At 61.2% G+C, this 25,809-nt stretch carries 26 protein-coding genes and 1 tRNA gene; 7 read left to right on the forward strand and 20 right to left on the reverse strand.

Annotated features, from left to right (window positions below; translation table 11 throughout):
- Positions 1-18: 18 nt before the first annotated feature.
- Positions 19-1,467, reverse strand: a complete 1,449-nt coding sequence (locus ACO06O_RS01290) for a TrkH family potassium uptake protein (protein WP_421875468.1) — start codon at positions 1,465-1,467, stop codon at positions 19-21.
- A gap of 219 nt (positions 1,468-1,686) precedes the next feature.
- Between ACO06O_RS01290 and ACO06O_RS01295 the strand changes: the two genes are divergently transcribed.
- Positions 1,687-3,471: a putative bifunctional diguanylate cyclase/phosphodiesterase gene (locus tag ACO06O_RS01295; RefSeq protein ID WP_421875470.1), complete on the forward strand. Its 1,785-nt coding sequence runs from the start codon at positions 1,687-1,689 to the stop codon at positions 3,469-3,471.
- Between the two features lie 40 nt (positions 3,472-3,511).
- Here the strand turns inward: ACO06O_RS01295 and folE are convergent, their stop codons facing one another.
- The 6 genes from folE to ACO06O_RS01325 form a co-directional block, all read right to left on the reverse strand.
- Positions 3,512-4,153 carry a GTP cyclohydrolase I FolE gene (gene folE / locus ACO06O_RS01300; protein ID WP_421875472.1) on the reverse strand — a complete coding sequence of 214 codons (642 nt, stop codon included), beginning with the start codon at positions 4,151-4,153 and terminating at the stop codon, positions 3,512-3,514.
- Between the two features lie 104 nt (positions 4,154-4,257).
- Positions 4,258-4,674 carry a Co2+/Mg2+ efflux protein ApaG gene (apaG, locus tag ACO06O_RS01305; RefSeq protein ID WP_421875474.1) on the reverse strand — a complete coding sequence of 139 codons (417 nt, stop codon included), beginning with the start codon at positions 4,672-4,674 and terminating at the stop codon, positions 4,258-4,260.
- A gap of 162 nt (positions 4,675-4,836) precedes the next feature.
- Positions 4,837-5,700: an OmpA family protein gene (locus ACO06O_RS01310; protein ID WP_421875476.1), complete on the reverse strand. Its 864-nt coding sequence runs from the start codon at positions 5,698-5,700 to the stop codon at positions 4,837-4,839.
- Positions 5,701-5,971: 271 nt separating this feature from the next.
- Positions 5,972-6,631: an ATP-binding cassette domain-containing protein gene (locus ACO06O_RS01315; protein ID WP_421875480.1), complete on the reverse strand. Its 660-nt coding sequence runs from the start codon at positions 6,629-6,631 to the stop codon at positions 5,972-5,974.
- Position 6,632: 1 nt separating this feature from the next.
- On the reverse strand, positions 6,633-8,351 hold the full coding sequence (locus ACO06O_RS01320; RefSeq protein ID WP_421875482.1) for an ABC transporter permease: 1,719 nt from the start codon (positions 8,349-8,351) through the stop codon (positions 6,633-6,635).
- Positions 8,341-9,543 carry an ABC transporter substrate-binding protein gene (locus ACO06O_RS01325; protein ID WP_421875484.1) on the reverse strand — a complete coding sequence of 401 codons (1,203 nt, stop codon included), beginning with the start codon at positions 9,541-9,543 and terminating at the stop codon, positions 8,341-8,343. The genes ACO06O_RS01320 and ACO06O_RS01325 overlap by 11 nt, the downstream gene beginning before the upstream one ends.
- A 388-nt stretch (positions 9,544-9,931) precedes the next feature.
- Here ACO06O_RS01325 and ACO06O_RS01330 point away from each other — a divergent pair, with 388 nt between their 5' ends.
- On the forward strand, positions 9,932-10,429 hold the full coding sequence (locus ACO06O_RS01330; RefSeq protein ID WP_421875486.1) for a GNAT family N-acetyltransferase: 498 nt from the start codon (positions 9,932-9,934) through the stop codon (positions 10,427-10,429).
- Positions 10,430-10,467: 38 nt separating this feature from the next.
- Positions 10,468-10,541, forward strand: a tRNA-Gly gene (locus ACO06O_RS01335).
- A gap of 25 nt (positions 10,542-10,566) precedes the next feature.
- Here ACO06O_RS01335 and ACO06O_RS01340 read toward each other — a convergent pair.
- Positions 10,567-10,692 carry a hypothetical protein gene (locus tag ACO06O_RS01340; protein ID WP_421875488.1) on the reverse strand — a complete coding sequence of 42 codons (126 nt, stop codon included), beginning with the start codon at positions 10,690-10,692 and terminating at the stop codon, positions 10,567-10,569.
- Between the two features lie 158 nt (positions 10,693-10,850).
- On the opposite strand from ACO06O_RS01340, the gene ACO06O_RS01345 reads away from it, so the two are divergent.
- Both ACO06O_RS01345 and ACO06O_RS01350 read left to right on the forward strand, forming a co-directional pair.
- The gene (locus ACO06O_RS01345) at positions 10,851-11,246 is read left to right on the forward strand and encodes a TIR domain-containing protein (RefSeq protein ID WP_421875490.1); all 396 of its coding nucleotides are present in this window, start codon (positions 10,851-10,853) and stop codon (positions 11,244-11,246) included.
- Positions 11,243-12,118, forward strand: coding sequence for a DUF4231 domain-containing protein (locus ACO06O_RS01350; protein ID WP_421875492.1), 876 nt, complete (start codon positions 11,243-11,245; stop codon positions 12,116-12,118). The genes ACO06O_RS01345 and ACO06O_RS01350 overlap by 4 nt, the downstream gene beginning before the upstream one ends.
- 9 nt (positions 12,119-12,127) lie before the next feature.
- On the opposite strand, the gene gcvA is transcribed toward ACO06O_RS01350, so the two are convergent.
- Positions 12,128-13,048: a transcriptional regulator GcvA gene (gene gcvA / locus ACO06O_RS01355; RefSeq protein WP_421875494.1), complete on the reverse strand. Its 921-nt coding sequence runs from the start codon at positions 13,046-13,048 to the stop codon at positions 12,128-12,130.
- A 126-nt stretch (positions 13,049-13,174) separates the two neighbouring features.
- On the opposite strand from gcvA, the gene ACO06O_RS01360 reads away from it, so the two are divergent.
- Positions 13,175-13,387 (forward strand): DUF1127 domain-containing protein, encoded by a 213-nt coding sequence (locus ACO06O_RS01360; protein ID WP_421875496.1) that lies wholly within the window; start codon positions 13,175-13,177, stop codon positions 13,385-13,387.
- 76 nt (positions 13,388-13,463) lie between these two features.
- Here the strand turns inward: ACO06O_RS01360 and ACO06O_RS01365 are convergent, their stop codons facing one another.
- The 5 genes from ACO06O_RS01365 to ACO06O_RS01385 all read right to left on the reverse strand — a co-directional run bounded on the left by ACO06O_RS01365 (position 13,464) and on the right by ACO06O_RS01385 (position 18,895).
- Positions 13,464-14,546 (reverse strand): site-specific DNA-methyltransferase, encoded by a 1,083-nt coding sequence (locus tag ACO06O_RS01365; protein ID WP_421875498.1) that lies wholly within the window; start codon positions 14,544-14,546, stop codon positions 13,464-13,466.
- A 125-nt stretch (positions 14,547-14,671) separates the two neighbouring features.
- Entirely contained in the window at positions 14,672-15,316 is a 645-nt protein-coding gene (locus ACO06O_RS01370) for a ribonuclease HII (RefSeq protein ID WP_421875500.1), read from the reverse strand.
- Positions 15,309-16,823: a cation:proton antiporter gene (locus ACO06O_RS01375; RefSeq protein ID WP_421875502.1), complete on the reverse strand. Its 1,515-nt coding sequence runs from the start codon at positions 16,821-16,823 to the stop codon at positions 15,309-15,311. The genes ACO06O_RS01370 and ACO06O_RS01375 overlap by 8 nt, the downstream gene beginning before the upstream one ends.
- Positions 16,824-17,160: 337 nt before the next feature.
- Positions 17,161-17,655 carry a PAS domain-containing protein gene (locus tag ACO06O_RS01380; RefSeq protein ID WP_421875505.1) on the reverse strand — a complete coding sequence of 165 codons (495 nt, stop codon included), beginning with the start codon at positions 17,653-17,655 and terminating at the stop codon, positions 17,161-17,163.
- A 121-nt stretch (positions 17,656-17,776) separates the two neighbouring features.
- Complete coding sequence (locus ACO06O_RS01385; protein ID WP_421875507.1) at positions 17,777-18,895, reverse strand: PA0069 family radical SAM protein; 1,119 nt, start codon at positions 18,893-18,895, stop codon at positions 17,777-17,779.
- A gap of 158 nt (positions 18,896-19,053) precedes the next feature.
- On the opposite strand from ACO06O_RS01385, the gene ACO06O_RS01390 reads away from it, so the two are divergent.
- Positions 19,054-19,389 carry a hypothetical protein gene (locus tag ACO06O_RS01390; protein ID WP_420417789.1) on the forward strand — a complete coding sequence of 112 codons (336 nt, stop codon included), beginning with the start codon at positions 19,054-19,056 and terminating at the stop codon, positions 19,387-19,389.
- Between the two features lie 6 nt (positions 19,390-19,395).
- Here the strand turns inward: ACO06O_RS01390 and ACO06O_RS01395 are convergent, their stop codons facing one another.
- The 6 genes from ACO06O_RS01395 to groES all read right to left on the reverse strand — a co-directional run bounded on the left by ACO06O_RS01395 (position 19,396) and on the right by groES (position 25,711).
- A complete protein-coding gene (locus ACO06O_RS01395; RefSeq protein ID WP_421875511.1) occupies positions 19,396-20,391 on the reverse strand; it encodes a DUF6925 family protein in 996 nt (331 codons plus the stop codon).
- Positions 20,388-21,020: a TetR family transcriptional regulator gene (locus ACO06O_RS01400; protein ID WP_421875513.1), complete on the reverse strand. Its 633-nt coding sequence runs from the start codon at positions 21,018-21,020 to the stop codon at positions 20,388-20,390. Before ACO06O_RS01400 ends, ACO06O_RS01395 begins: the two co-directional genes overlap by 4 nt.
- 28 nt (positions 21,021-21,048) lie before the next feature.
- Complete coding sequence (locus ACO06O_RS01405) at positions 21,049-22,134, reverse strand: sensor histidine kinase (RefSeq protein ID WP_421875515.1); 1,086 nt, start codon at positions 22,132-22,134, stop codon at positions 21,049-21,051.
- Positions 22,131-23,450, reverse strand: a complete 1,320-nt coding sequence (locus tag ACO06O_RS01410) for a pentapeptide repeat-containing protein (protein ID WP_421875517.1) — start codon at positions 23,448-23,450, stop codon at positions 22,131-22,133. The genes ACO06O_RS01405 and ACO06O_RS01410 overlap by 4 nt, the downstream gene beginning before the upstream one ends.
- A gap of 256 nt (positions 23,451-23,706) precedes the next feature.
- Positions 23,707-25,341, reverse strand: a complete 1,635-nt coding sequence (gene groL, locus ACO06O_RS01415; RefSeq protein ID WP_421875519.1) for a chaperonin GroEL — start codon at positions 25,339-25,341, stop codon at positions 23,707-23,709.
- 55 nt (positions 25,342-25,396) lie between these two features.
- Positions 25,397-25,711: a co-chaperone GroES gene (gene groES / locus ACO06O_RS01420; protein ID WP_421875522.1), complete on the reverse strand. Its 315-nt coding sequence runs from the start codon at positions 25,709-25,711 to the stop codon at positions 25,397-25,399.
- Between the last annotated feature and the right edge of the window lie 98 nt (positions 25,712-25,809).

A 25,809-nucleotide genomic window follows, 5' to 3' on the forward strand; every position in this document is an offset into this window, starting at 1 on the left:
AATGCAACATTCCCGCGGTCAGCCGCGCCAGAAACTGGGCGCCAGCAGGATCAGCACCGTAAATATCTCCAACCGTCCCAGCAACATGCCGAGCGACAGCAGCCATTTCGCCTGGTCCGGCAGCGATGCAAAGGTGCCGGCGGGGCCGATGACCTCGCCCAGGCCGGGCCCGACATTGGATATGGCTGTCGCCGCGCCGCTGGTCGCGGTCACGAAGTCCAGACCCATCAGCCCCAGGGCGCAGGCCAGAAGGGCAAAAATCATCATGAACAGGAAGAAGAAGCTCATCACAGATTCTTCGACGGATTCCGGGATCGGCTTGCGATTGTAATAGGCGATGAACACGCCATGCGGACGCAGCAAGCGGCGCATCTGAACCTTGGCGGTCGCATAGAGAACCTGAAAGCGAAAGATCTTGATCCCGCAGGTCGTCGACCCGGCGCAGCCGCCAATGAACATCAACAGGAAAAACAGCGGCATAGCGAATGCGCCCCAAGAGCCGAAATCCTGCGTCGCATAACCGGTCCCGGTCATGACGGAGGTCACATTGAAACTGGTGAAGCGCACCGCATCGGCGATGGTCCAGTTCTTTTCGATGACCAGATAGACGATCATGATTGCCGTCGCGGTCAGCAGGAACCCGAAGAACCAGCGAACCTGACTGTCCCGGAACAACGCCCCGGGAGAGCCGCGCAGAGCCTGCAGATACAGCAGAAACGGCAGCGACCCCAGAATCATGAATACGGTCGCAATCCATTCGATTTTGGCGCTGCCGAACAGACCGACGGAACTGTCATAGGTCGAGAAGCCACCGGTCGCGACGGTCGTCATGGCGTGGTTAATCGCATCGAAACCACTCATCCCCGCCCACCAATAGAGCGCGGCGCACAGCAGCGTCAGCAGCAGATAGATGATCGCGATCCAGGCGCCGATCTGGGCTGCCCGCGGCAGCGCTTTTTCCACCCTTTCTGCGAATTCCATCCGGAACAGCTGCATCCCGCCGACCTGCAGCATCGGCAAAACCGATACGGCCATGACAATGATCCCGACCCCGCCCAACCATTGCAGCAAGGACCGCCACAACAGGATGCCGGGCGGCGCGTAGTCCAGCCCGACAATGACCGTGGAACCGGTGGTCGTGATCCCGCTCATCGCCTCGAAGAAGGCGTCGGTGTAGGACAGGTTCAAATCCGAGAAGGCCAGCGGCAATGCCGCGAAGGCCGGCAGCAAACACCAGGTTGTAGTTGTCATCACAAAGGCCTGACGGACGGTCAGCGCATCCGCCCTGGCCCAATTGGAGAGCGCCAACATCGCGCCGACAAACAACGTCAATGCCGCCGCGGCCGCAAAGACCCTCCAATCTGGGTTTCCTACCGCCAGATCGACCGCGGCCGGCAGAACCATAGCTGCAGCCAGTGTGACCAGCAGGATGCCGTTCACCAACAAGACTGGACGGAAATCGAGCAAATCCCCCTCCGGGACGGAAAACCAAATTGACTTACATACCCCCACTCCGGCGGCGGAGAATAGCGGCTAAGACCGCCACGTACCAGCGGCGCAATGATGACCGCCCCAACATTTGGAAGACAATGCTGGGTTTCCCGCGTCGGTTTCTTTACTATTCTTTAATCGGGTAGATGTAGGGTATTGGAATATACCAGGGTCGAAGGAAGGTCGCAGGTCAACATGCCCGAAAACAGCCGCGCCAAGGACGATGAAGCGGTTCAATCCGGCGAGCATGTGCAACGCCTTGAAGCGATCTATTTGAATACCCACGATTCCATCATCACCTACGATAGCGCCTCCACCATCGTATCCATCAACCGGATCACTTTGGAAATGTTCGGCTATGACAATGAAGCCGAACTGATCGGAATGCCGTTCGAGACCTTGGTGAACGATACGGCGGCGACCCGGCATCAGCGCAATGCCGCGGATCAGATCGCCGGCACCCGCGACAACATTCTGGGTCAACTTCGTCGGATTCGCGCGAAAAAGCGGGATGGAACGGTTTTCCCCGTCGATATTCACATCGCGGATTACAATTTTGGCGGCGAGCGGTTTTTCGTCGGATGCGTCCGGGACATGTCCCAGGCCCAGGAGCACGAAGACCGCGTCCACAAATCATTATTCTATGACCAACTGACCGGTCTGCCTAACCGGGAAACCCTGGACCGCAGTCTGGCCTCCGTCTTGGACCCGGCCGTGCGTGCGACCGCGCGCTTCCTGATGATGGAAATCGGCATCGATCAGATGCGCGCGATCAACACCACCTTCGGCATGGATGACGGCAATTCGGTCATTCGACTGGTCGGGCAACGCCTGGAACAGGCCCTTTTGCCTTGTGAGTTCTTCGGCCGGGGCAATGGCGACCGATTCACCGCCCTGTTCGAAATCCCTCCCAGCAAGACGGCGGATACGGTTGCGCTTGAGACCTTTCGAAAGATGCAGCGCGCCCTGTCCGCTCCGTTCGAATTCGGTGGTGCGCGCGTGTCCATCAGCGTGACCGCCGGTGGGTTGGAAATCCCGCTCTTAGCGACCGATCCGGGCCTGGCGATCCGCTATGCCGACATGGCCTATTACGAGGCAAAGAGCCTGCACCGCGGAGATGTTTATCTGCTGACGCCGGACGATGTCGCGCGGGTGATGCAAACTTCGGCCCTGGTGCATCAGATCCGCGAAGCCCTGCAGATGCAGGAATTTTTCCCGGTGTTTCAGCCGAAGATCGATCTGGAAACGGGCCGCTGCTCCGCCGCCGAATGCCTGATCCGCTGGCGCACGCAGGAAGGCAACATGATCTCGCCGGCGCTGTTCATTCCGGTCGCGGAAAGCGCCGACCTGATCGAAGGCATCGGCCGGTTCATTTTCCTGGAATCCTGTGCCGCCGTTCAGGAATGGAAAGCCGATCCACTGCTGAGCCAGGTCAAGTTGGCGGTCAACATCTCGCCAAAACAATTGGAGCGCGACAATTTCGTCGACTTTGTCCGCCGGTCACTGGATACATTCGGTATCCCCGCCTCGTCATTGGAATTCGAGATCACCGAGACGACCCTGGCAAACAACCCCAAGGTCACCTTCGCCGCGGTGGAGGAGTTGAGCCGGATGGGAATCTGCATCGCGATCGACGATTTCGGGACCGGGCAATCGTCGCTGGGCATGTTGCGCGACGTCTGTGCCTCGCGCGCCAAGGTCGACCGCGCCTTCCTGGCCGGCGTGCCGGAGGACGAGAAGTCCAACCGCATGCTGCGCAATATCGTCAACCTGATGCGCGACATGAACCTGGCGGTCACGGTCGAAGGCATCGAAACGAAGGAAGTCGCGGAATACGTCCGGACCCTGCGGTGCTCGGAAGGCCAGGGCTTCTTTTTTGCAAAGCCCATGGAAAAGGTCGATTTCGAAGATTTCGTGCGCGACACCAATGCCGCGGCAGCTCCCGGCGCGGTCTTGCGCCGTCAATCCGTATTGACCTGAACCGCCCTTATTGGCTCGCCCCTGCCAGGGACAGGCGGCGTCAACCGACGGCCGCCGCGTTCATCCCCGTCAATGCCATGAATTCCGACCGCAGGCCGCGATCATCCTTGAAGGCGCCCAACATCCGGCTGGTGACCATGTCGACGCCGTGCTTCTTAACGCCACGGGTCGTCATGCACTGGTGTTGCGCGCTGACCACGACGGCGACCCCGCGCGGGTCCAGGACATCCTGAATCGCGTCGGCGATCTGCGCCGTCATCTTTTCCTGGATCTGCAGGCGCTTGGCGAAAATCTCCACGACCCGCGCCAGCTTGGAAATGCCCACCACCCGATTATTGGGCAGATAGGCGACATGCGCGGTTCCGATGATCGGCACCATATGGTGCTCGCAATGGCTTTCGAAGGAGATGCCGCGCAGCAGCACCATCTCGTCATAGCCTTCGGTTTCCGAGAAAGTCCGGGCCAGCAGTTCCGTCGGATCTTCGCCATAGCCGGCGAAGAACTCCTCATAAGCCTTCGCGACCCGCTTCGGCGTATCCAGAAGGCCTTCCCGGTCCGGATCGTCCCCCGCCCAGCGCAGCAGCGTGCGGACGGCCGCCTCCGCTTCTTCGCGGCTGGGGCGGACAACGCTGTCTGCCAGGTCCTTGCTGCGCTCGCCGGATGCGGGCTGAATGGCGTTCATAGGCTCTTCCTTCGTCTGTCGGCGTCCGCGGAAGACCCGCACCCGCACGCTTTTCTCGATCGGCACGCCGGGGACGCGCCGGTTGTGCTACCAATTACGTCGCGTCAATTCAATTGGATTGTCTGATGCGGACTATCAAGGGAGAAGGCGGGAATTTCGACTTCGAAGCGGCCGCCATTGCGATCGTCCATCTCGTATCGCCCGGACATGATGCCGGACGGCGTCTTCAGAGGCGCGCCGCTGGTATACTCAAAACGGCGCCCAGGCGCGATCAGCGGCTGTTCGCCCACCACGCCGGGGCCGCGCACTTCTTCCCGCCGACCGTTGGCATCGGTGATGCACCAATAGCGATTGATGAGTTGCACCGGCCGCACGCCGAGATTTTCGATCTCCACGCTATAGGCCCAGACATAGTGAGAATGCTGGGGCGACGACTGGTCCGCCAGGAACTTTGGTTCCACGGCAACCCGAATGTCATGCGTAACCGCTTCGTACTTCATGATCGGGCCTGGTCGATCCATCCATCCTCGGAAGTCCATCCATAATAATGGATCATTCCCATATCTTGTCCAGTTGCCACCATCGAAATGCAAATTTGCCAAAAAGAAAACGGGCCGGAAGGTTGCCCTTCCGGCCCGATCTCCAACTTGCCCCGGAGCGGTTGCCCGCCCCGGCCGCGGTCATCACTTGATGGTGATTTCCACGCGGCGGTTCTGCGGGTTCCTCACGCCGTCGCCGGTGGCTTCGAGCGGCTCGCTCTCACCCTTGGCGTCGACGGTGAAGACCGAAGCCGGCACACCCATTTCGATCAGCGCGAAACGCACATTGTTGGCACGCTGCAGCGAAAGACGATCGTTGTAGTCGTTCGAACCCGACGTATCGGTGTGGCCGATCAGACTGATCTGTCCTTCCTTGAAGTCGCCGAACTTCGAATTCACGAGGTTCAGGACCTGGCTGGCGCCGTCGTTGACGTTCGCGTCATCCCAATCGAAGAAGACGATGAAGTTCGCGGGCTCCATCACCGGTTCCGGCGCCGGGGGCGGCGGAGGCGGCGGTGCCGGCGGCTCCATCTTCTTTTCCAGCACTTCGATCGCCGCCACGAATTCCTTCATGCATTCGGCGATGTGCTCGGGCTGATGATTTTCTTCCTGCTGCTCGACCCAGCAGTCAAACTTGGCTTGCGCGACGGCAGCTTCGGTCGGGTGGTTTTCGCGTCCACCGGCATCCAAGGCCTTGATCAAGCGCGCGCGGGCGGCAGCCAAGAGGTCGACCCGATCAGCGGGCAGGCTCCAGTTCCCGAGCTCTTCGGGCATGACGACTTCGCCGGCAGCGGTCCGCAGGCCCTTACGGGCGAAGTGGTCCGCATCGATGTAGTCGTGCATCTCGAACATCTCGAACTCAGAGAACTTCTGGTATTCCTTGGCCAGCGCTTTGGTGAACGCCGTGCCCTGCGGTTCGGTCTTCTGAAGCTCTTCGAGATTTCCGTAGACCGAGCAACCCGCGAGCAGAACGGCACCACCAACCAGGCCGATCAGACGCTTCAACATAATCGTAATTCCCCCTTTGCGGCTTCTTCCGTGGGGCCCGCCATCTCACCACCCACCGGAACGATGGCGCAGGTCAGAAGGCAATTCCCCGAAAGTGGGATATGTTAGAGCCGCCCCGGCAAATCCGAAGCGGCATGGGATACACCCATAATGCAATGACTATAGAGCTGTTCGGCGGGAATTCAAAGGGCCAGAACAGGGCTTTTTTTGTGGTTTTTATGGAGTTTCGTTTGCAATTTCACAGATGTTGCAATTTTGCCTAAAATTCGAATTAAATATCACGCAACAAAATTACCTCGCCGCCGGCCGACGCCGCGTCGTCGGGGTCATGCGTGACCAAAAGGACCGGGATTCCGCGCCCGGCCGCGTGTTCGAACACGAACTGACGGAACCGCGCGCGCAGGTCGGCATCAAGTTTCGAGAAAGGTTCATCGAGCAGCAGCGCTTCGGGCTCCGCCAACAGCGCCCGCAGGCAGGCGACCCGCGCCCGCTGACCGCCGGACAAGGTCGCGGGATCCCGTCCGGCGAACCCGGTAAGCCCCGCATCCGACAGCGCCGAGTCGATCCGCGCCCGACGTTCCGACCGTGGCAGGCCCTGGGGCAGTCCGAAGGCCAGATTGTCGCCGACACTTAGATGCGGGAACAGCAGATCGTCCTGAAAGAGTATCCCCGTCCGCCGGTATTGCGCCGGCAACCTGGCCAGGGCGCGGCCGTTGAGGGACACTGTCCCCGACAGGGCGAAGACCGGATCCAGCGTCCCGCATATGGCGGATAGCAGGGTCGACTTGCCCGAGCCGCTGGGACCCATGATGGTCGCGGTCCGGCCGGGCGCCACCGTCAGGGTAATCGGCGCGAAGAGCGGGGCACCGCGCAGCGCGATACTGGCATCCCGCAGCGCGAGGCCTTCGCTTTCCGGCAAGCTTCCGGTCATTCTACCCTTCCCTTCCAAAAGTCGCGCGGCGTAGCAGTGCCGGCGTTACCGCCGCCAGGGCGAACAGGGCCAATGGCAGAACCCCCTGCAGCACGACCAAGGCGCCGATGGTCCGCCGATCCCCGCCCCCGGCCAGCGCCACCGCCTCGGTGGTCAGGGTCGTCAGGCGGCCTGCGCCTGCGAAGACGGTCGGCAGATATTCCCCGACGCTGACCGCGAACCCCACCGCGAAGGCTATCAGTATCGGGCGCAGCAGCATCGGCAGCTTCACCCGCCCGAAAATACGCCAAGGTCCCGCCCCCAGACAGGCCGCCGCGCGGGCATATCGCGAATCCAGCGCTCGGTAAGGGTCGGACAGCGACAGAAAGATATAGGGCAGCACAAACAGCAGATGCGCCCAGACCAGTCCGATCCAGTGCCCATCCAGTCCGCCGCCGACCAAGAGGATCTGGGCGCCGAACAGAAAGGCGACCTGCGGCACGATCAGCGGCGTATAGAGCAGCCAAAGCGCCCGGTTGGTCGGCCGCCTCCCGGTCCGCTGCTCCGCCTCCAGACAGAGCAGAACCAGCACAAGCGCGATTGCGGCGGAGGCAAGCCCCAGCCAGACGGTCGTCATCAGCGGCTCCGCCAACTGGTCGGCGCGCCGGGTCCAGTTGGCCAGGCTCCATTCCGACGGCAGGGCGTCCGGAAACCGCCAGCGGCGTGCGAAGGACCAGATCGTCAATCCGACGAGCCCAAGCACGCCCAGAAGCGCCGCACCGCACAGCCCACCCAATGCGGCCGCGTTCAATCCGGCCGGCATCCGGCGCGCGCCGCGTCGTATCCAGAGCCGCCCCAAGGACGCCACTGCCCTTTCCGCAGCAATCCAGGTGCCAAGAGCGGCCAGAACAACCACGCCCTGCAGGCAGGCCCCTGCGGCGGCCTGAAACTGAAGCGTCAGATCGGGATCATTGGCCCAGCGCAGAATTAGCACGCCCAAAGTCGGCGATGGCGTCACGGTCAGGATCATCGCCACATCCACGACCGACACGGAAAACGCCACGACCGCGAAGACCGGCAGGCGGATCTGCGGATAGAGACGCGGCAGCACCGTCTTCAGCCAGCCGGACATCCGGTCATAGCCCAAGGATTGCGCGACCCGCATCGACCTTTCGGCCGGAACCTGGTTGAGCGCGCCCAATGTCATCAGGAACAGGAAGGGCACTTCCTTCACGACCAGGGCCAGAACAAGATTCCAACCATAGGGGTCCGGCGCCAGCGCCAGATCCGGCGGGCGGTCGAACCCGGTCAGCCAGGGCGACAGCGCGCGCAGGATCCAGCCGCTGGGTGCCAGCAGGAAGGCCAACCCCATGGCCAGAGCGGCATGAGGCACGGCCAGCAACGGCGCCAGCACCGCCCGGACACGGCCGAACCAGCGCGTACCATAGGCAGCCGCGCAGAACAGCGCGACCAGGGTGAAGGAAATCGCCGTTGCCGACAGGCCGGTGACGAAGCTGCGCAGGGTCGCATCCGCGACGCCCGGATAATCCGCAAGCGTCCGCCAGGGGTCGAGAGAGACCGCTTCCCCGCCCAGCGCCGGCAGAAAACCGAAAGCCGGCAACAGGGTCCCGATCAGCCCCGCCGCCACCGGCCCGAGAAAGACCGCCAGCGTCAGGCCCGGCACCAGGCGCAGAAACACGGCACGGCCAGAGCCGTCCGGCGGGGCGGCGTCAGCTGCCATACCGCTCCAGCCAGGAAGCCTCGATCCGGGTCATCCAGCTTGGATGCGGTTCCGGCAAGGTCGGCCCCAGTTCCGCCGGGCCCAAAGTGGCGATACCGCGCGGCAACGCGTCGAACTGCGCGCGTCCCTCCTCCGACAGGCGGTCCATGCTCAGAACGGTCATATCACCCCAGACGTCCGGATGCTGTTTCCTGGCCTGGGCTTCCGGCGACAGGAGGAAATTCGCCGCCACCATGGCCGCGGCCTTATGCGCGGCGTTGTAGGGAATGGCGACGTAATGGGTGTTCCCGATCGTCCCTTCCGCCAGCACGAAGGTTCGCACCGTGTCCGGCAGCAGGTCCTGCGCGATCGCGGAGGATGCCTTGCCGGGATGGAAGGACAGCGCGAAATCGACCGCCCCTTCGTCCAATAGGCGGATCAGCGCGTCGTCGCCGGACGGAAAATCCTTGCCGTCTCGCCACAGGACCGGATGCAGCCGGTCGAGATAGTCCCAGAGCGGCGCGGTCACGGCATCGAAATTGTCGCCCGCCTCCAACAGCAGGGCCTCGGGATCGTCGACCAACTCATAGAGCGCCTGTTTCAGGAAGGTCGTGCCGAGAAATTGCGGCGGGGCCGGATAGGTGACGCGACCCGGATTTGCAGCGGCATGATCCAGCAATGCGGCCATTGAGGCCGGCGGTTCCGATACCGTCTGCGTATCGTAGATGAAGACCAGTTTCGCCTGACCATAGGGCGATTCATAGCCGCCCGTCGGAATGGTGAAGTCCAGTTCAATCGCCGGGTTCGCCGCGACATCGATCAGGGCATAGTTCGGCAGCGACGGCGTGATCGGCCCGTGCAGAAGGTCCTGATCCTTCATCGCCTTGAAATTCTCGCCATTGATCCAGATGAGGTCGACAGACCCATCCGCATGGCGGCCCGCCGCCTTCTCCGCCACCACCTTGCGCACGGCCTCGGCGGTATCGCTCAGCTTCACATGGACCAATTCGATTTCATACTCCTCGGCCAGGCGTTCCCCGACCCAGGCGACATAGTCGTTGATGCCTTCATCCCCGCCCCAGGCGTTCCAGTAGAGGGTCTGGCCGCGCGCTTCGGCCACGGTCTCCTCCCAGCTCTGCGCCTGCGCCGCTGGCAGACCGCCCAGTGCCAGGCCGACCGCAAGAGCCGCCCCCCAAATCTTTGAAATCGCCATGGAACATCCTCTCGCTCGAACCCGTCTTCTTGATGCCAAAGGTAGTTCAACTGATCCGGCACGGCCAGCGGCGCCACGCCGTTCGGCTCGGTCTTCACGCAATTGTGCCCGGCGCAAAGTCATGCTACAGCGTTTGCCGTAAGGCCGATCCGCGATGGATCGGCACGCTGTTTTGAGGATTTCGGGATCGCCATGACCCGCCATGCCGCCCACCGCGATGCGCGACGAAGCCGCGCCGCGTCCGCCCGACGACCGGGCAGGACCGGCGGTGTATTCGCGCGCGGTGACGACGTGCAAGGGGTGGTTTGTCGCTAAGGTTCGGCACTGCCGTCTTCCTCTCTCCGTCACGCGCCGGTTTTGACGGGTACGAGAGATAGGAAGACACCCGATGCAATATTCCCTGACGCAAGAAGTTCCCACCGATTCCGACGATATCGACGCGCTGATCGACAGCGCCTTCGGTCCCGGCCGTCTGACCCGGACGGTCCACCGTTTCCGGAAATCCGTCCCGCCGATGAACGAATACGGCTTCGTCGCCCGGCTGGAGGGCGAGATGGTGGCCTCGATCCGGTTCTGGCCTGTCGTCCTGCCCTGCGGCACAACGATCCCGATGCTGGGCCCGCTGGCGGTACGCCCCGAAATCCGCGGCCTGGGCATCGGCCGCGCCCTGGTACGCAAGGGCATGGACACGGTCCGGGTCAGCGGCATGCCCGCCATCGTGATTGTTGGCGATCCCGGCTATTACGCGCCTTTCGGATTCAGCGTCGAACCGGTCCAGGGCCTCGATCTGGGCGGACCGGTCGTGCCACTGACCCTGATGGGCATCGAATATGAAGCGGGAGCCCTGTCCGGCAAGTCCGGCACGGTGGAACCGGTTCCCACTTGATCGGAGCCCCGCCGCTCACTATAAACCGGCCTCAGGACGCGGGTGTAGTTCAATGGTAGAACGGCAGCTTCCCAAGCTGCATACGAGGGTTCGATTCCCTTCACCCGCTCCAGTTCCCCCCGCAATGTCCGAACCGCTCACACCTCCGGGACCGGCATGTCCAGTTCCGCGTAGATCCAGGCGCGGAAAGCGGCGATCTTGGGGTCGGCCAGGGCTCCGAGAAGCATGACCATGCGGTAGCTGGCTTCCGCCTTCACCGTCATGCCGAAGGGGCAACGAGGTCTCCGTTCTTCAGGGTGCCGTTCATATCAACCTAGTTCTCGCTACCACCATTTTCACTAATATTGTTGGCATATTACACCTTATTGGTTTACAGCAAATAGGTTATTATTTACCAACCAAACCACCAAGGCGCTAAAAAATGTCGAAACGTCTCTTCATCAGCCATTCTTGGTCATATAGCGAACGCTACGTTTCGATGGTTAACCTCCTAAATAATCGCCCCTACTTCAATTGGACTAACTATTCTGTCCCGACGACCAAAGCATTCGGGCCCATGGCCAAATATAGAATGAAAGAGGAACTTCGTCAGCAGATACGCCCGGTAAACTGTGTGATCATCATCGCGGGAATGTGGACTAGCTACAGCGATTGGATACAGTTTGAGATGGAATTTGCTAAAGAGATTAACAAGCCAATTCTTGGGGTGCGGCCAAGAGGCGCACAACGCATGCCGGCCGCAGTTTACGAAAAGGCAAATATCGTCGTTAATTGGACAGCAGACTCAATTGTTGCAGGAATACGAGCAATCTCATGACACTAAATTCCATGCAGTATCCTGCTCTTTACGAAAGTGCGAGCAGCGGCTCTGACAAATCACAAAGGTGGTTCTTGTGGGCCATTCGCTCCGAATACCTTTTACTATTTTTTATTAGCTCTATCAGCGCGACTAGAAATCACATATCAAATCACGAATTGATACTAACAATTTCTATATTAATTCTTAGCGCAATATTTGTTTGCAAATCATTCAAGAAACTGGACCAAGACTGGTATCGATGCCGCGCTCTCGCAGAATCAATTAAAACAACTACATGGCGTTTTTCCATGCGTGCACACCCTTTTGAAGACGCTGAAAACATCGATATTCCAAAAGCTCACTTCCGAAATCTTCTAAAAGACATCTTGAGAACAAACAAGGGAATCACCGCAAAACTTTCTGCATTGAACCAAGATCAAGTCACCGCATCGATGATCATTCTGCGAAATCTTAATGTTAAAGAGAGGCTCGGATTTTACGTGAAGAACAGAATTGATGACCAAAGGCGGTGGTACATCAGAAAATCCGCGCACAATAAGAAAGCGATGAATATATGGATTTTATTAATGACTTTTATTTATTTTTTGGCTATTTTGTCAATAAATTCCAATTTTTTCGGATTTACATTTGCATCGTATGCGTTTGACCCACTAATCGTGATCATCACTTCTTTAATCGGCTGGATTCAGATCAAGAGGCACAGTGAACTTACCGCCAGCTACAATTTGACCGCTCACGAAATTGGTATCATCCATGGGAAGGCCGAATCTGTGAAAACAGAAATGGATCTCTCGGACTTCGTGAATGAAGCTGAACTCGCGTTTTCAAGGGAACACACCCAATGGGTTGCTCGGAGAGACGCCAACTAGTTTGCACGATCACACCTCCGGGACCGGCATGTCCAGTTCCTCGTAAATCCATGCGCGGAAAGCGGCGATCTTGGGGTCGGCCAGGGCTCCGGGAAGCATGACCAGGCGGTAGCTGGCCTCCGCCTTCACCGTCATGCCGAAGGGGGCAACGAGGTTTCCGTTCTTCAGGGCATCCGTCACAAGCGCGGACCGGCCGACCATGACGCCCCGACCGGCCAGGCAGGCCTGAATCATCATGTGGCTGTCGCTGAATTTCGGGCCGCGGCTCCAATCGACCCCGTCCGCACCGCCGACAATTTCCAGGAACCGCCCCCATTCGATCGGCCCCATCACCTTCGCGTCGGAATCGTGCAGCAATGTGTGATGTGCCAGATCGGCATAGCCCCGGATCGGATGTTCGGCATGGTTGACCAGGTCCGGACTGCAGACGACCCCGAGATACTCGTCCATCAATGTCTCTACATGTAACCCAGGGAAATCGCGGGTTCCGTAGCGTATGGCGACGTCGATATCCTCCGCCTCCAGATCGACCACCCGGTCGAATGTCGCCAGCATGACATCGATTTCGGGATGGATGGCATCGAAGCGGTGCAGCCGCGGCGTCAGCCATTGCGCCCCGAAGGACGACAGGCAGGTCACCTTCAGGGTACGCGAATCTTGCCCTTCCATCGCGCGGCGCGTCGCCCCCTCGATCTGGTCGAGCGCCTCGCTTAGCGGCGGCAGATAGGCTTTCGCGACATCAGTCACCGCAAGACCGCGCGGCAGACGCCGAAACAATGCACGACCCAGCCATTCCTCCAGTTGCTTGACCTGCTGACTGATCGCGGACGGGGTCACGGCGAGTTCCTCGGCGGCCTCCACGAAGCTTCGGTGCCGCGCGGCGGCCTCAAATGCCCGGACTGCCTTCAGCGGCGGAAGACGTCGACGCATCGAATTCTCCTTGAGTAACTTTTTCTAAGCCAATGGCCCGGATATTCGCGTTTGCTCTGAAATCAGACAAGGGCCATCTTAGCCACAGACGGGGCGATGAAACCTGAACCGAAAAGGAGCAACGCCATGACTGATGTGACCTGCAGCCAAAGTTACACCCATTTCGCTAACGCAGTCGAACGAGACGGACTGACGATTGGTGCCGTCCTGAAGGCCTGGCACTTCCGCTGGCAGAGCCGTCAGCGCCTGTCCAGGATGACGGACCGCGAACTGGACGATGTCGGACTCGACCGGAGCATGGTCGAGCGTGAAATTGCAAAGCCGTTCTGGCGCCGCTGATCCCCTGGTGCGATGTCAGTAACAAGAAAGGGCCGGCATGTGCCGGCCCTTTCCCTGTTTCGATATCCGAAAAGGATCAGTGCAGTTCGGCGCGGATCCGCTGACGGAAGGCGTCGATCGGAATGGATTGCGTACCGTCCGACTTCACCTGCCAATAGGTCCAACCGTTGCAGGAAGGCGCACCCTGCACCGCCGCGCCGACCTGATGGATCGAGCCGCGATGATCGGCCGAGATGATGGTACCGTCCGAGCGGACCTTGGCCGTGTGCCGGCGACACGGGCTGATCAGCACCGTCCCGGGGCTCAGCATGCCGCGTTCCACCAGCATTCCGAAGGGAACGCGCGGTTCCTTGCGCTTCGGCGTGGTGTAGGAAATCGCGTCGGCATCGGCGGCTTCCGGCTCCGCCGCGATGCGGCGCGCCGCGATCTTGAGATACTTCTCCTCGCGTTCGATGCCGATCCAGCGGCGGCCGAGGCGCTTGGCGACGGCGGCCGTCGTGCCGCTGCCCAGGAAAGGATCGAGGACGACCTGCCCCGGTTCCGTCGACGACAGGATGACCCGGTGCAGCAGCGCTTCCGGCTTTTGCGTCGGATGGGCCTTGCTGCCGTCGTCGTCCTTCAGGCGTTCATGCCCGGTACAGATCGGCATGGTCCAATCGCTGCGCATCTGAAGGTCTTCGTTCAGGGCCTTCATGGCCTCGTAATTGAAGGTATAGCGCGCGTCCTGGTCCTTGGAGCACCACAGCATCGTCTCATGGGCGTTGGTGAAGCGCCGGCCCTTGAAGTTGGGCATCGGGTTGGTCTTCACCCAGACCACGTCGTTCAGCATCCAGAATCCCATATTCTGCAACGCCGTCCCGACCCGGAAGATGTTGTGGTAACTGCCGATCACCCAGATCGTGCCCGACGGCTTCAACAGCCGGCGCGCCGCCGACAGCCAGTCCCGAGTGAACCGATCGTAAGCATCGAAATCGTCGAACTTGTCCCAGTCGTCGTCCACCGCGTCGACCTTGGAATTGTTCGGTCTGTAAAGAGAACCGGCCAACTGCAAGTTATAGGGTGGATCCGCAAAGATCATATCTACGGATTCTTCGGGAAGCGACCGCATTACTTCAATACAGTCACCGGTCAGAATTTGATTCTGCGGTAATTTTTTCATGATTCTTCATGAGCCCAAGTGCTTGCCAGAGCCCGAATCATGATTCTTTCAGGAGTCTGGGTCAACAAGTATCTGATTCGACTTGAATTTTTCTACATATAGAGTCCCAGCCGGGGAACGGGACTCTAGATATTGAGGGCCGTCTGAAGCCGCGCCTTGATGGGCGCGAAACTGGTCCGGTGGTAGGGCGTCACGCCCAAGCGATCCAGACCGGCACGATGGGCCGCCGTGCCATATCCCATATTGGTTTCCCAGCCATAACCGGGATAGTCCCGCGCCAGTTCGACCATGATGCGGTCACGCCGCACTTTCGCCAGGATCGACGCGGCCGCTATGGCGATTGAAGCGCTGTCGCCCTTCACGATCAGGCGGGTCGGCACGCCCAGTTTCGGGTCCCGATTGCCGTCGACCAGGGCACAGCCGGGGCGGTGCGGCAGGGCCGCCAGGGCGCGCCGCATCGCCAGAAGACTGGCCTGCAGAATGTTCAATTCGTCGATTTCGGCGACGCTGGCCTCCCCGAATGCGTGCGGGATTGCGGCGGCGAGTGGGTCAAAGAGCGCGTCGCGTCGGTCCAGCGAAAGCTTCTTGGAATCGTCCAGCGACGCAAACAGCGTCTCCGGCAGGCCGCCCGTCGCGTCGGACGCATCCGGCAGCACCACCGCGCAAGCCATGACCGGTCCGGCCCAGGGACCGCGCCCGACCTCATCCAATCCCGCAACCGGCCCGTCCGCTTCGGCCAGCAGCGCGCGCTCATGGCGCAGATCAGGCATTCTTGGGCTTGCCGGCGCCGCCCTTTTCCTCGGCGGCGGGTGCTTCCGGATCCGGTCGCGCAGAGGGTTGTTTCGGCGGGGCCTTGCGTTTCTTGGGCGGACTTGCGTCCATGGCCGCGTCTTCCGGCGGCGGGGCGGATTTGTCCACCTCGCCTGGCAGCTTCTTGCGGATCGGGCTCTCCTCCAGCTTCTGCGCGGCATGCCGGCGCATCCTGTCGATGCGGATTTGAAGCCAGGTCGCGATCCGGAACGCAACGGCGAACAGCGTCCTGGACGTCCGCTTCGTCACCTGCCATTCGCGGAAATAGGCGAAGCGCAGCAGCCCCCCGACGCTTGAAATATGCCCCGCCGCCCGGTGCCGGATACGCTTGTTCAGGTCGAACATCAGCGGGCTGGTCACCAGGGAGAAAACCGTCAGGGCCACGATCATCTTGTGGATTTCCGGCCCGATCACATTGGACGACAGTGCCACCGCCGCCATCACGAAAGAGAATTCCCCCAGCTGCCCGATGACCAGCGAAACAGAAAAGGCGGTCTGCCAATTCTGCCCCTGCAGGCGCAGGATGAAGACGTTCAGCGCCGTCTTGAACACGGCAACGAAGACCATGAGGCCGATCAACAGCCAGATGTTCTCCCAGACAAATGGCAGATCGATCAACAGGCCGATAGACAGGAAAAAGACCATCATCAGGATCGCCTGGATCGGGCCGGCATTCTCGTGGACTTCCTGACGCTGGGCGCTGTTGCCGACGATCAACCCGGCCAGGAAGGCACCGAAGGCGGGCGACAGGCCGATGACACCGGCGATGGTCGCGAAGCCGAAACAGAAGGCGAAAGCCGCCAATGGCTTCAGATCGGCATTCTTGCTGACAATCTGGTGGAAGGGCAGATCGACCTTCGCGCGTCGCGTCAGGAACAGGATGATGAGCACCAGAATCCCGATCGACAGCGCCACTTCCAGGATCATGTGCAGGATGGCGCCTTCACTCTCGGACGCCATATTGCCGATCACGACCAGCATCGGCGCGACCGCCAGATCCTGGGCGATCAGGATGCCGACGGCCAGGCGCCCGACATTGTTGCGAAGTTCCCCGGTATCCTCCAGCACCTTCACCGCGACAGCGGTCGACGACAGGGCGAGGCAGAACCCGAACAGAATCGCCCATTCCCGGGGCCAATCGAACAGCCCGCCCAGCACATATAGCGCGCCGACCGACAGGCCGATCTGAGCCAGGGCGGAGACGATGGCGACCTTCCAGATGGTCCGGAAACTGCGCAGGCTCAGCTCCATGCCGATGAAATACAGCAGCATGATGACGCCGAGCTGCGCCAGAAGATCGATGGTTTCTCGGTTGTCGACCAGGGATAGGCCGTTCGGTCCCAGGATCAGACCGGCGAAGATATAGCCGATAATCGCCGGCTGCCTGAGCCGGACCATGACCATGCCGCACAGAACGGCGGCGACGGCTACAATTGCAATTCCCGTGAGATCAGAAGCACCGTGCATGATGCCGCCATCTTAGCATGGAATTTCCGGGCGAATAGGACAAAGCCGTGAAATTGCTGAAAGATTTCAGCGGATCTAGAGCGGTATGCGATCAGATGGAATCACCTGAGATCGGCATGGCGGGTTGTCGGTTAGAAGCGTCGGCGCAGGCGATGCGGGGCATCGTCCAGCCGTCGCGACGACACCGACGGCCCGCCATGCCGACCTTCGGCGCCGTCTTTGGCTCCCTGGACCGCGTCGCGGCACGCTTCCGATGCCCCGCATCGCCACGCGCGCCGCTCCTAACCAGGAAACCGAAGATGGCGTCTCAGGCGGTTCCATCTGATCGCATACCGCTCTAGGTCTGGGTCTTCTCAAAGTCGAAGATGAGGAGCAGGCGGCTCACTGGCCCTTCATCGCCGAAGGGCAGCGTCAGGACACCGTATCGCCGGAAGCTCTTCGGCGCCCAGGTCAGGGTCGACCGCGAGTAATAGGGGCGACGGTGACGCACTGCCCAAAACAGACGTTCCGTCCCGTCATCGGCATCCGGCAAATCGCTGATCTTCGCCCCGGTGAATTCCTTACCCAGCATGTCGGTCAGCGCCGTTCCCGCAAGGCGTACCAGAAAGTCCTGATCGACGACCTCCAACACGGCCATCATGGTCAGCGCCGAACGCGGCAGGGCCAGGGGGTCGATATGTTCGATCGACGGCACGTCCGCCGTCTTCGGCAATTGCGTCCAATAGACGAAAGCGTCCTGCTGACCGACGGTCGGCAGGTCGGCCGCGTTGAACGTGGTTACCATGGAACCGGCGGGTTCTGCTTCGTCACGGGGAAACGGGTCGGTGGCCATCCGACAAACCTTCATGTTCGCGCCTCGATGGGCGCTGCATAACAAGGTTAACGGGCCCTGTCGAACCAATGCTGGCACAGAATGCCGTGCAATTTGCTACTGGCGGTCGAACGCCTTGAAATCAAAACAAATCCATCTGCGGGCTGGGCAGTTTGGGGGCAATGAAAGCGCTGCAATCCAGATCCGACTGGCGGCGCGTATCGAGACCGAGCTTGCGGCGGGCAAGGCGGAACCGGTTTGCGATCAAATCCGCAAAGGGCCCGGTGCCGCGCATGCGCTTGCCAAACTGAGCCTGATTCAGCGCGCCGTCCCGGCTTTGCCGTATCAAGGACAGGACCCGTTCGGCACGGTCGGGATAATGGGCGTGCAACCATTCCTGGAACAGGTCCTTGATCTCCAGGGGCAGTCGCAGCATCACATAACCGGCGGACACGGCACCCGCCTCCACCACCCGTTCCAGGATCGTTTCGATCTCATGGTCGTTCAGCGCCGGGATCACCGGCGCAACCAGAACGCCGGTCGGAACCCCCGCTTCCGTCAGGCGACGGATCGCGGCGATGCGCTTCTCCGGTGTGCTGGCGCGGGGTTCCATCTTGTTCGCCAGATGCCGGTCCAGCGTGGTGACGGACAGCATGACCCGCACCCGGTTCTCCCGCGCCGCCGGAACCAGTAAATCCAAATCCCGGCAGACCAGGGCATTCTTGGTCACGATGGTATAGGGATGGCGCGCCTCGTTCAGGACCCGTAACAGGCCGCGCGTCGCCTCCGTCTGCCGCTCAACCGGTTGATAGGGATCGGTATTGGTTCCGAAGGCGATCGGAGCACAGCGATAGGACGGTTTGGCCAGTTCCCGAACCAGCAGTTCCGCCGCGTTGGGTTTCCAGAACAGTTTCGTTTCGAAATCGAGGCCGGGCGACAGGCCGAGATAAGCATGTGTCGGCCGGGCGAAACAATAGACGCAACCATGCTCGCAACCGCGATAAGGGTTGATCGACCGGTCAAAGGGGACATCCGGACTGTCGTTCCGCGTGATTACCTTGCGCGCGCCATCGACGCCCAGCTTGGTCTTCGGCGGCGGCGTGCCGGTACCGTCGACATCCTCGGCCAGCAGCCAGCCATCGTCGATCCTCGCCGTTTCATGCCGTTCGAACCGTCCGGTGCGATTCGTCACGGAACCCCGCCCCTTGGTCGGGCGGTCGGGGCGAGGGTCCGCCTGGGTCGTTTGATAGCCGATGTTCATGGACCCAACCTACAAACAAAATAGGAATAAATAAAGAACAAAAAGGGACATAATGTCCGTTTCGCATTTTCAGGGTATTTGGCGCAGTCCGGTTGCGGGATTCCCGGGCCGTTCCTACACTCTGCGAACCTGTCTGGAAGGAAAGGACGGAACGGTCCATGCCGTATGTTTCACGCGACGACGAAGGCCGGATCAACGGAATCGGCGACCGCCCGGCCCCGCATGCCAAGGAATTTCTGCCGAACGACCATCCCGAGGTGATCCGCTATCTGCGCGGGGCCAGCCCCAGCGCAATGATGGACCGCCTGAGCGCGACCGATACGGAGATGGCGCGTATCTCCGAGGATTTGATCGACGTTCTGGTCTCGCGGAACATCCTGAACTTCACCGATTTCCCGGTCGAGGCGCAGCGCAAGCTGATGGCCCGTCAGAAGCTGCGCAAAAGCCTCTCCGCGCTCAGCAACCTCGTCACCGACGAGGACGACATCATCTGATTTTGGTCACGCGACCGGCGGGATGGCGGGCTGGGTCTCGAACGCCTCCTGCCAGTGCGCCACGGCCGCATCCCCCGGCGAACAGGCCGCCAGCTTGCGCAAGGCGACCCGGATCGCCGTGCGTTCCCGCCGGGACAGGTCGGTCGTGTCGGGCGGCGGGCTTCCTGCACGGACACCGTCGCGCGCCAGGCGTTTCGCCGCCTCCAACTCCGCCTCCCCGAAACGGTCCAACAGGGCATCGAACGCCGCCATGTGGTTGCGATCCAATGTCGGCGCGGCTTCGCCGTCGCGCTGCAGGATCGGGTTCGGCGGACAGAAATGCAGCACAGGCACATGGCCCGGCGGCACCGGCACATTGGCGGAATGGGTCCGGCCGGATGCCAGAAGATCGGGCAGGATATGGGTATGCGGCCCGGGCGCGGTCCGCCCATCCGGTGCGGGGATCGGATTGTAGACCTCCACCCGGCCCAGGCGGCTTTGAAATACGCGGTGCGGCTGCCCGGCAAGGATCAGGCGATAAGCCTCTGCCCCTTCCGCCCCCAGAAGATTACGACCGATTTGGCCGCGCAATGCCTTGATCAGCGCCGGATCTGCGGTTCGGATCATCGCCTGCAAGGTCGGACGCCCCAATCCCAGATCGAACAGAATGGCGGAACGATCGTCTTGCCGGATTGCCTTTTCGTCCGGCCCCAGCTCAGCCAACCCAAACTTGCCACAGCCGATATCCGCCACGTCCTCCGGCAGACACAGATTGACCCCGTGCAGCCAAAAGTCGCGCCGTTTTGTCAGAAATTCATAAGGGGCGAGCCGGACCGGCCCGGACAGGGCGACACGCAACGCCCCGCCAACCCCGACGATCGTGCCGCCGTCCGCAGACAACCGTACCTCCTGCGGTTGGCCTTGCACGGTGTGGTATTCTGCAATCGCGCCGAAGACGGCAACCGTCCAACTTGTATCGGAATCCCTCAGGTACCGGTGAACGACTTCAACGATGTCCTTCAAGCGGGCGCCCCGTCCGCATCGTCCGCGGCAGCGCGACCCGCAACGGGTTTGAAGGAGGGCAACCAGCGCACCGCCCGCTCCGCCTGGGAAAGGGCCTTGTCCAGTGCGGCCATGGTCTTCGACAGGTCCTCGGAGTTATCCTCGAACCAGACCCGCAGGCAATGCAGCCAGATCGCCGCCAGGCCCTTGACCCGCAACGCCCCGGCGACACCGTCCGCGGATTCGCCCGCCGCCTCCAGATACCAGGCCATGGCACGCAGCCCCTGCGGCGCCATTTCGATGACCACCGCCGGATCGCCGGGCAGGTCCCTTCGGATTGCCAGAAGCGCGTCGCGGTGCGGCTGCAGGGCGTCGAAGCGGCGCATCAGCAGATCGAACAGCCGGTCGCGAACGCTTTCTTCCTCACCGAACTCCGGGTCGTCTGCCAGGATCGCGGCGTCGATCCGAACCAGGAACCGGGTGAGAAGGGCCGTCTTGCCGTCGAAACACCGACGTAGATCCCCCAGATCGCAGCCTGCTTGGGCCGCGATGTCGGTCAGCCGGACATCCCGATACCCACGTTCCGCGAACAGGGACAAGGCCGCGTCGATCGCGGCTGTCTCAATTTCCGAATCCGTCTTTCGTTCCATCGCCGGGCGATCCGATCCGTTGATCCTATCATTCGACCGCCCCCAACAGGCCGGCCAATCCGCCGTCATCGTCGCTCAACACCCGGTCCTCCGGCAGGCCGATGATGACCGTAGTGCCCATGCCGGGGCTGCTTTTGATTTCGAGCCAGCCACCATGGGAAATCACGATAGCGCGCGCGATCGGCAAGCCAAGCCCCGTTCCGGATTCCGCCGCGTTGAAACTGTAGGACGCCCGGCCGAAGGGCATCAGCGCGGTGGCGACATCGTTGCTCGACATTCCGATACCGTTGTCGATCACGCGGAGGACCGCGAAACCGCCGGTCACGCCATCATAGACGGCGCGTATCTCACTGCCCCTTTGTGAGTATTTGAGGGCGTTGGAAAGGAGATTTGTGAAAACCTGGGTCAGTTTCAGTTCATCGGCGAACAGTGTGGGCGCGGCATCGAACCCGCTCAACGTCACCGTGCTGCCCTTCTCGCCCGCCAGATTGCCGACGATCCGCACGGCTTGATCGATCACCACACCCAGTTCGACCGTCGATTCATCCATCGCATCCGGCCCGGAACTCAACTTGCCCAGTTCCAGCATGCTCTTGACCATGGCCAGCAGATACTGGCCCGACGCGTTGATGTCGTCGGAATAGCTTCGATAGCGCTCCGGCACCGGGCCGAAATGCTGATGGCTTATGACCTCGCTGAACCCGATAACCGCGTTCAACGGGGTCAGCATTTCATGCGACAGGTTCGAAAACAGCTGTGTCAGCGCCTCATTCGGAAGGGACCGCTCGGTGATCGCCCCCGTCCCGTCCGTCTTCAACAGATAGACCGGCCAGGCCTGTCCGGAATCGCCGCCACCGACGCCGTTCTGATCGAACATCATCGCCAGCCCGCCGCCCGATTTCAGGCGCGCCGGGATCCAGCGTCCGGCAAATGCCGAAGGATCGACGGGTGCCTCCGCGCCTTCCCCGAGATCGACGAAATTCCACAACTTCTGACCGAGGACACCGCGACCCGACCCCGCCAGTATCGCCATTGCCGACACGTCCGCATTGACGATGACATCGCCGTCCAGTTCGACCCAGGGCAAAGGCAATGGGGTGGAGCGGCCTTTCATCGGTCGCCACCTTCCGCCGCCGGGAAGCCGATGCACCCTTCCGCCTGACAGCTTTCGAAATTCGTCTCAGGCGATATGACCGCACCCTCCAGGCTGGCACCGTTCAGAATGGCCCCCGTGAAATTCGTGCCGGTCAGATCCGCGCGACGCAGATCCGCATTGGTCAGGTCGGCCCGGTTGAGGTCCGCGTTGCACAGACGCGCGCCGGTCAGAACGGCATTCTTCAAATTGGCCGACATCGTGCGCTTGCGATCGGTCAGGACAAGGGGGCTCAAATTCGCGTCCGTCAGGTCCGCTTCATTGCAATGCGCGCCGCCAAGGCGGGCCCCTCGCAGATCCGCCTCGATAAGCTTCGCCATGCGCAGATCGCTGCCGGTCAGGTCGATCAACGCCATATTGGCGACGGAGAGGTCCGCCTCGTAGAGGCAGGTCCGCCGCACCAGCGCCGCCGACAGGACCGCGCCCTGCCAGTCAACGCCGCGCAGAGAGACGCCTTCCAGCGTCAGCCGCGCGCCTTCCGTCGAATTCGACTGTACCCATTTCCGGTGCGCGGCCTTCATCACATCGATGTCTTCCTCAGCCTCCGCGAAAGTTTCCGGCAATTTCGCATTGGCAAGGGACGGGCTGGTCATCAGTGCGTAGTCCGCGATCGCGCCTGTCAGGTCCGCCCCATCGAACGTACTGTCGACGACCTCAACCTCCGTCAGGATCGCGCCCCGGAAGTCGGCATTGTCGACACGGCAGCCGGAAAAGCTGGTCCCTTTCAAATTGGCGTTGGTGAAGACCGCATTGCGCAAATCCGCCTGCCTGAAGGTGACACCACGCATCTCCGCGCCCGTGAAATCGGCGGCGAGGGCAAAGCTGTTGCCGATCTTGGCGCCGGTCATGTTCGCACCATGCACCGACGCACCGGACATGTCCGGGGATTGGGCATGACCTTCCAGATTTTCCAGCCCCGCATGCTTGTCGGCCTGGGCCAAGACCGCTTCGCGAACATCGACTTCGGTCATCATCGCGCCATTCAGCGAGGCGCCCCGGAAACACGCGCCGCGCAAATCCGACCGATGCAGCTTCGCGCCGTCCAGAACGGCACGGGTCAAATTCGCGCCATAGAAATTCGCAAACTGAAAGGATGACCGGTCCATCCTGGCATTTGTCAGGCTGGCACCGCTGAAATCGGCCTCGTCCAACAATCGCCCCTGCATTACCGCGCCATCCAGCGCGGCGTATTTCAACAAGGCACGCTTGCCGCTCGGCTTTCGTTCCAGAAACCGCTCATGGGCCGAAATAATGGAGTCCAAATCTTCTTTGGTCATACGCCCCGGCTGACTTCTTTCAACACTTCCCATCAAATCCCGCCGTTAACCATAGTATGGGAAGCGATTGAATTTTCCAGTCAGCGCCTCGCCAACCAAGGGATTTCCTGTGCGGCCCGCCCGCTCAGCCCCGGGATTAGGCATCAGGAACGGTTAAGAAATCGTTGTGATTCCGGGCCCCGCAGCCGGAAAAGAGAAAGGGCGGCGCAGATTGCGCCGCCCTTCCCGGAACAGTTTGCGGATGAAGCCGACAGGCTTACATCATGCCGCCCATGTCCGGCATGCCGCCGCCATGGCTGTGATCTTTGGGTTCCGGCTTGTCCGCGACCATGGCTTCGGTCGTGATCAGCAGGCCGGACACCGACGCGGCATCCTGCAGGGCGCAACGGACGACCTTCGCCGGGTCGATGACGCCTTCCTTCATCAGGTCGACGAATTCGCCGGTCTGGGCGTTGTAACCCCAGTTGGTGTCCTTCGATTCGCGCAGCTTGCCGACGATGACGGCGCCGTCCGCACCCGCGTTGTCGGCGATCTGACGCGCCGGGGCGGTCAGGGCCTTGCGGATGATTTCGATGCCGACCTTCTGGTCGTCGTTGCCGGCAGTGACCTTCTCCAGGGCCTTCAGCGAATAGAGAAGCGCGGTACCGCCACCGGCGACAATGCCTTCTTCCACGGCCGCGCGGGTCGCGTGAAGGGCGTCGTCGACGCGGTCCTTCTTCTCTTTCACTTCCACTTCGGTCGCACCGCCGACGCGGATGACGGCAACGCCGCCCGCCAGCTTCGCCAGGCGTTCCTGCAGCTTCTCGCGGTCATAGTCGGAAGTGGTCGATTCGATCTGCGCCTTGATCTGGCTGCAGCGCGCTTCGATTTCCTTCTTCTTGCCGGCGCCGTCGACGACGGTGGTTTCGTCCTTCGTGATCGACACTTTCTTGGCGCGGCCCAGCATGTCCAGGGTCACGTTTTCCATTTTGATGCCGACGTCTTCGGAAATGACCGTACCGCCCGTCAGGATGGCCATGTCTTCCAGCATTGCCTTGCGACGATCGCCGAAGCCCGGCGCCTTGACGGCCGCGACCTTCAGGCCGCCGCGCAGCTTGTTGACGACCAGGGTCGCCAGCGCTTCGCCTTCGACGTCTTCCGCGATGATCAGCAACGGCTTGCCGTTCTGAACAACCGCTTCCAGAACCGGCAGCATGGCCTGCAGGTTGGACAGTTTCTTTTCGTGCAGCAGGATGTACGGGTCTTCCAGTTCGGCCTGCATGCGGTCGCTGTCGGTCACGAAGTACGGCGACAGGTAGCCGCGGTCGAACTGCATGCCTTCGACGACTTCCAGTTCGGTATCCAGCGACTTGGCTTCTTCAACCGTGATGACGCCTTCGTTGCCGACCTTTTCCATCGCTTCGGCGATCATGTCGCCGACCGACTTGTCGCCGTTCGCGGAAATCGTGCCGACCTGGGCGATTTCGCTGTTCTTCTGGATCTTGCGGGCGCGCTTGGCGATATCCGCGACGACCGCTTCGACGGCCAGATCGATGCCGCGCTTCAGGTCCATCGGGTTCATGCCGGCGGCCACGGCCTTGGCGCCTTCGCGCACGATGGCCTGGGCCAGGACCGTCGCCGTCGTCGTGCCGTCACCGGCCAGATCGTTTGTCTTCGACGCGACTTCGCGCACCATCTGGGCGCCCATGTTTTCGAACTTGTCCTTCAGTTCGATTTCCTTGGCGACCGTGACGCCGTCCTTCGTGATGCGCGGGGCGCCGAAGGCTTTGTCGATCACGACGTTGCGGCCTTTCGGGCCCAGCGTGACTTTGACGGCATTCGCCAGGATGTCGACGCCGCGCAGCATGCGGTCGCGCGCGTCGGTCGAGAATTTAACTTCTTTCGCAGCCATAATTCGCTACTCCGTATCAGGTTGTGGCAGTAACGGTTTGTCCGAAGACCCCGTCTTAGGCGGCCTTCTTCTTGGCAACCTGCACGTCCAGGACGCCCAGGATGTCGCTTTCCTTCATGATCAGCAGCTCTTCGCCGTCGATCTTCACTTCCGTGCCGGACCATTTGCCGAAAAGCACCAGGTCGCCGGCTTTCACATCCAGGGCACGGACGGAGCCGTCTTCCTGAATATGGCCGTTGCCCACAGCGACGACTTCGCCCTGCATCGGCTTTTCCTTGGCGGTGTCCGGGATGATGATCCCGCCGGCCGTCTTCTGATCCTCTTCGACGCGACGAACCACAACACGGTCGTGCAAGGGACGGAATGCCATGATTGAACCTCCTCCATTCGTAAGACAAAGGTTTGTCATGCTGATGATGATTTAGCACTCCTGGCATTGGAGTGCTAAACAGTGCGCGATCCATGTAT

Source organism: Pacificispira sp. (assembly GCF_965228185.1).
GTDB lineage: Bacteria > Pseudomonadota > Alphaproteobacteria > UBA8366 > Aestuariispiraceae > Pacificispira.

Coding starts and splice junctions, on each gene's coding strand:
- folE (WP_421875472.1), bottom strand. CDS start 4,153: ATGAACGCCATTCAGCCCGCATCCGGCGAGCGCAGCAAGGACCTGGCA.
- ACO06O_RS01340 (WP_421875488.1), bottom strand. CDS start 10,692: ATGACGGTGAAGGCGGAAGCCAGCTACCGCATGGTCATGCTTCTCGGA.
- ACO06O_RS01375 (WP_421875502.1), bottom strand. CDS start 16,823: ATGCACGGTGCTTCTGATCTCACGGGAATTGCAATTGTAGCCGTCGCC.
- ACO06O_RS01400 (WP_421875513.1), bottom strand. CDS start 21,020: ATGGAACGAAAGACGGATTCGGAAATTGAGACAGCCGCGATCGACGCG.
- groL (WP_421875519.1), bottom strand. CDS start 25,341: ATGGCTGCGAAAGAAGTTAAATTCTCGACCGACGCGCGCGACCGCATG.
- ACO06O_RS01325 (WP_421875484.1), bottom strand. CDS start 9,543: ATGGCGATTTCAAAGATTTGGGGGGCGGCTCTTGCGGTCGGCCTGGCA.
- ACO06O_RS01350 (WP_421875492.1), top strand. CDS start 11,243: ATGACACTAAATTCCATGCAGTATCCTGCTCTTTACGAAAGTGCGAGC.
- ACO06O_RS01330 (WP_421875486.1), top strand. CDS start 9,932: ATGCAATATTCCCTGACGCAAGAAGTTCCCACCGATTCCGACGATATC.
- apaG (WP_421875474.1), bottom strand. CDS start 4,674: ATGGATCGACCAGGCCCGATCATGAAGTACGAAGCGGTTACGCATGAC.
- ACO06O_RS01390 (WP_420417789.1), top strand. CDS start 19,054: ATGCCGTATGTTTCACGCGACGACGAAGGCCGGATCAACGGAATCGGC.
- ACO06O_RS01410 (WP_421875517.1), bottom strand. CDS start 23,450: ATGACCAAAGAAGATTTGGACTCCATTATTTCGGCCCATGAGCGGTTT.
- ACO06O_RS01315 (WP_421875480.1), bottom strand. CDS start 6,631: ATGACCGGAAGCTTGCCGGAAAGCGAAGGCCTCGCGCTGCGGGATGCC.
- ACO06O_RS01405 (WP_421875515.1), bottom strand. CDS start 22,134: ATGAAAGGCCGCTCCACCCCATTGCCTTTGCCCTGGGTCGAACTGGAC.
- ACO06O_RS01345 (WP_421875490.1), top strand. CDS start 10,851: ATGTCGAAACGTCTCTTCATCAGCCATTCTTGGTCATATAGCGAACGC.
- ACO06O_RS01365 (WP_421875498.1), bottom strand. CDS start 14,546: ATGAAAAAATTACCGCAGAATCAAATTCTGACCGGTGACTGTATTGAA.
- ACO06O_RS01310 (WP_421875476.1), bottom strand. CDS start 5,700: ATGTTGAAGCGTCTGATCGGCCTGGTTGGTGGTGCCGTTCTGCTCGCG.
- ACO06O_RS01360 (WP_421875496.1), top strand. CDS start 13,175: ATGACTGATGTGACCTGCAGCCAAAGTTACACCCATTTCGCTAACGCA.
- ACO06O_RS01295 (WP_421875470.1), top strand. CDS start 1,687: ATGCCCGAAAACAGCCGCGCCAAGGACGATGAAGCGGTTCAATCCGGC.
- gcvA (WP_421875494.1), bottom strand. CDS start 13,048: ATGCGTCGACGTCTTCCGCCGCTGAAGGCAGTCCGGGCATTTGAGGCC.
- groES (WP_421875522.1), bottom strand. CDS start 25,711: ATGGCATTCCGTCCCTTGCACGACCGTGTTGTGGTTCGTCGCGTCGAA.
- ACO06O_RS01380 (WP_421875505.1), bottom strand. CDS start 17,655: ATGGCCACCGACCCGTTTCCCCGTGACGAAGCAGAACCCGCCGGTTCC.
- ACO06O_RS01370 (WP_421875500.1), bottom strand. CDS start 15,316: ATGCCTGATCTGCGCCATGAGCGCGCGCTGCTGGCCGAAGCGGACGGG.
- ACO06O_RS01320 (WP_421875482.1), bottom strand. CDS start 8,351: ATGGCAGCTGACGCCGCCCCGCCGGACGGCTCTGGCCGTGCCGTGTTT.
- ACO06O_RS01385 (WP_421875507.1), bottom strand. CDS start 18,895: ATGAACATCGGCTATCAAACGACCCAGGCGGACCCTCGCCCCGACCGC.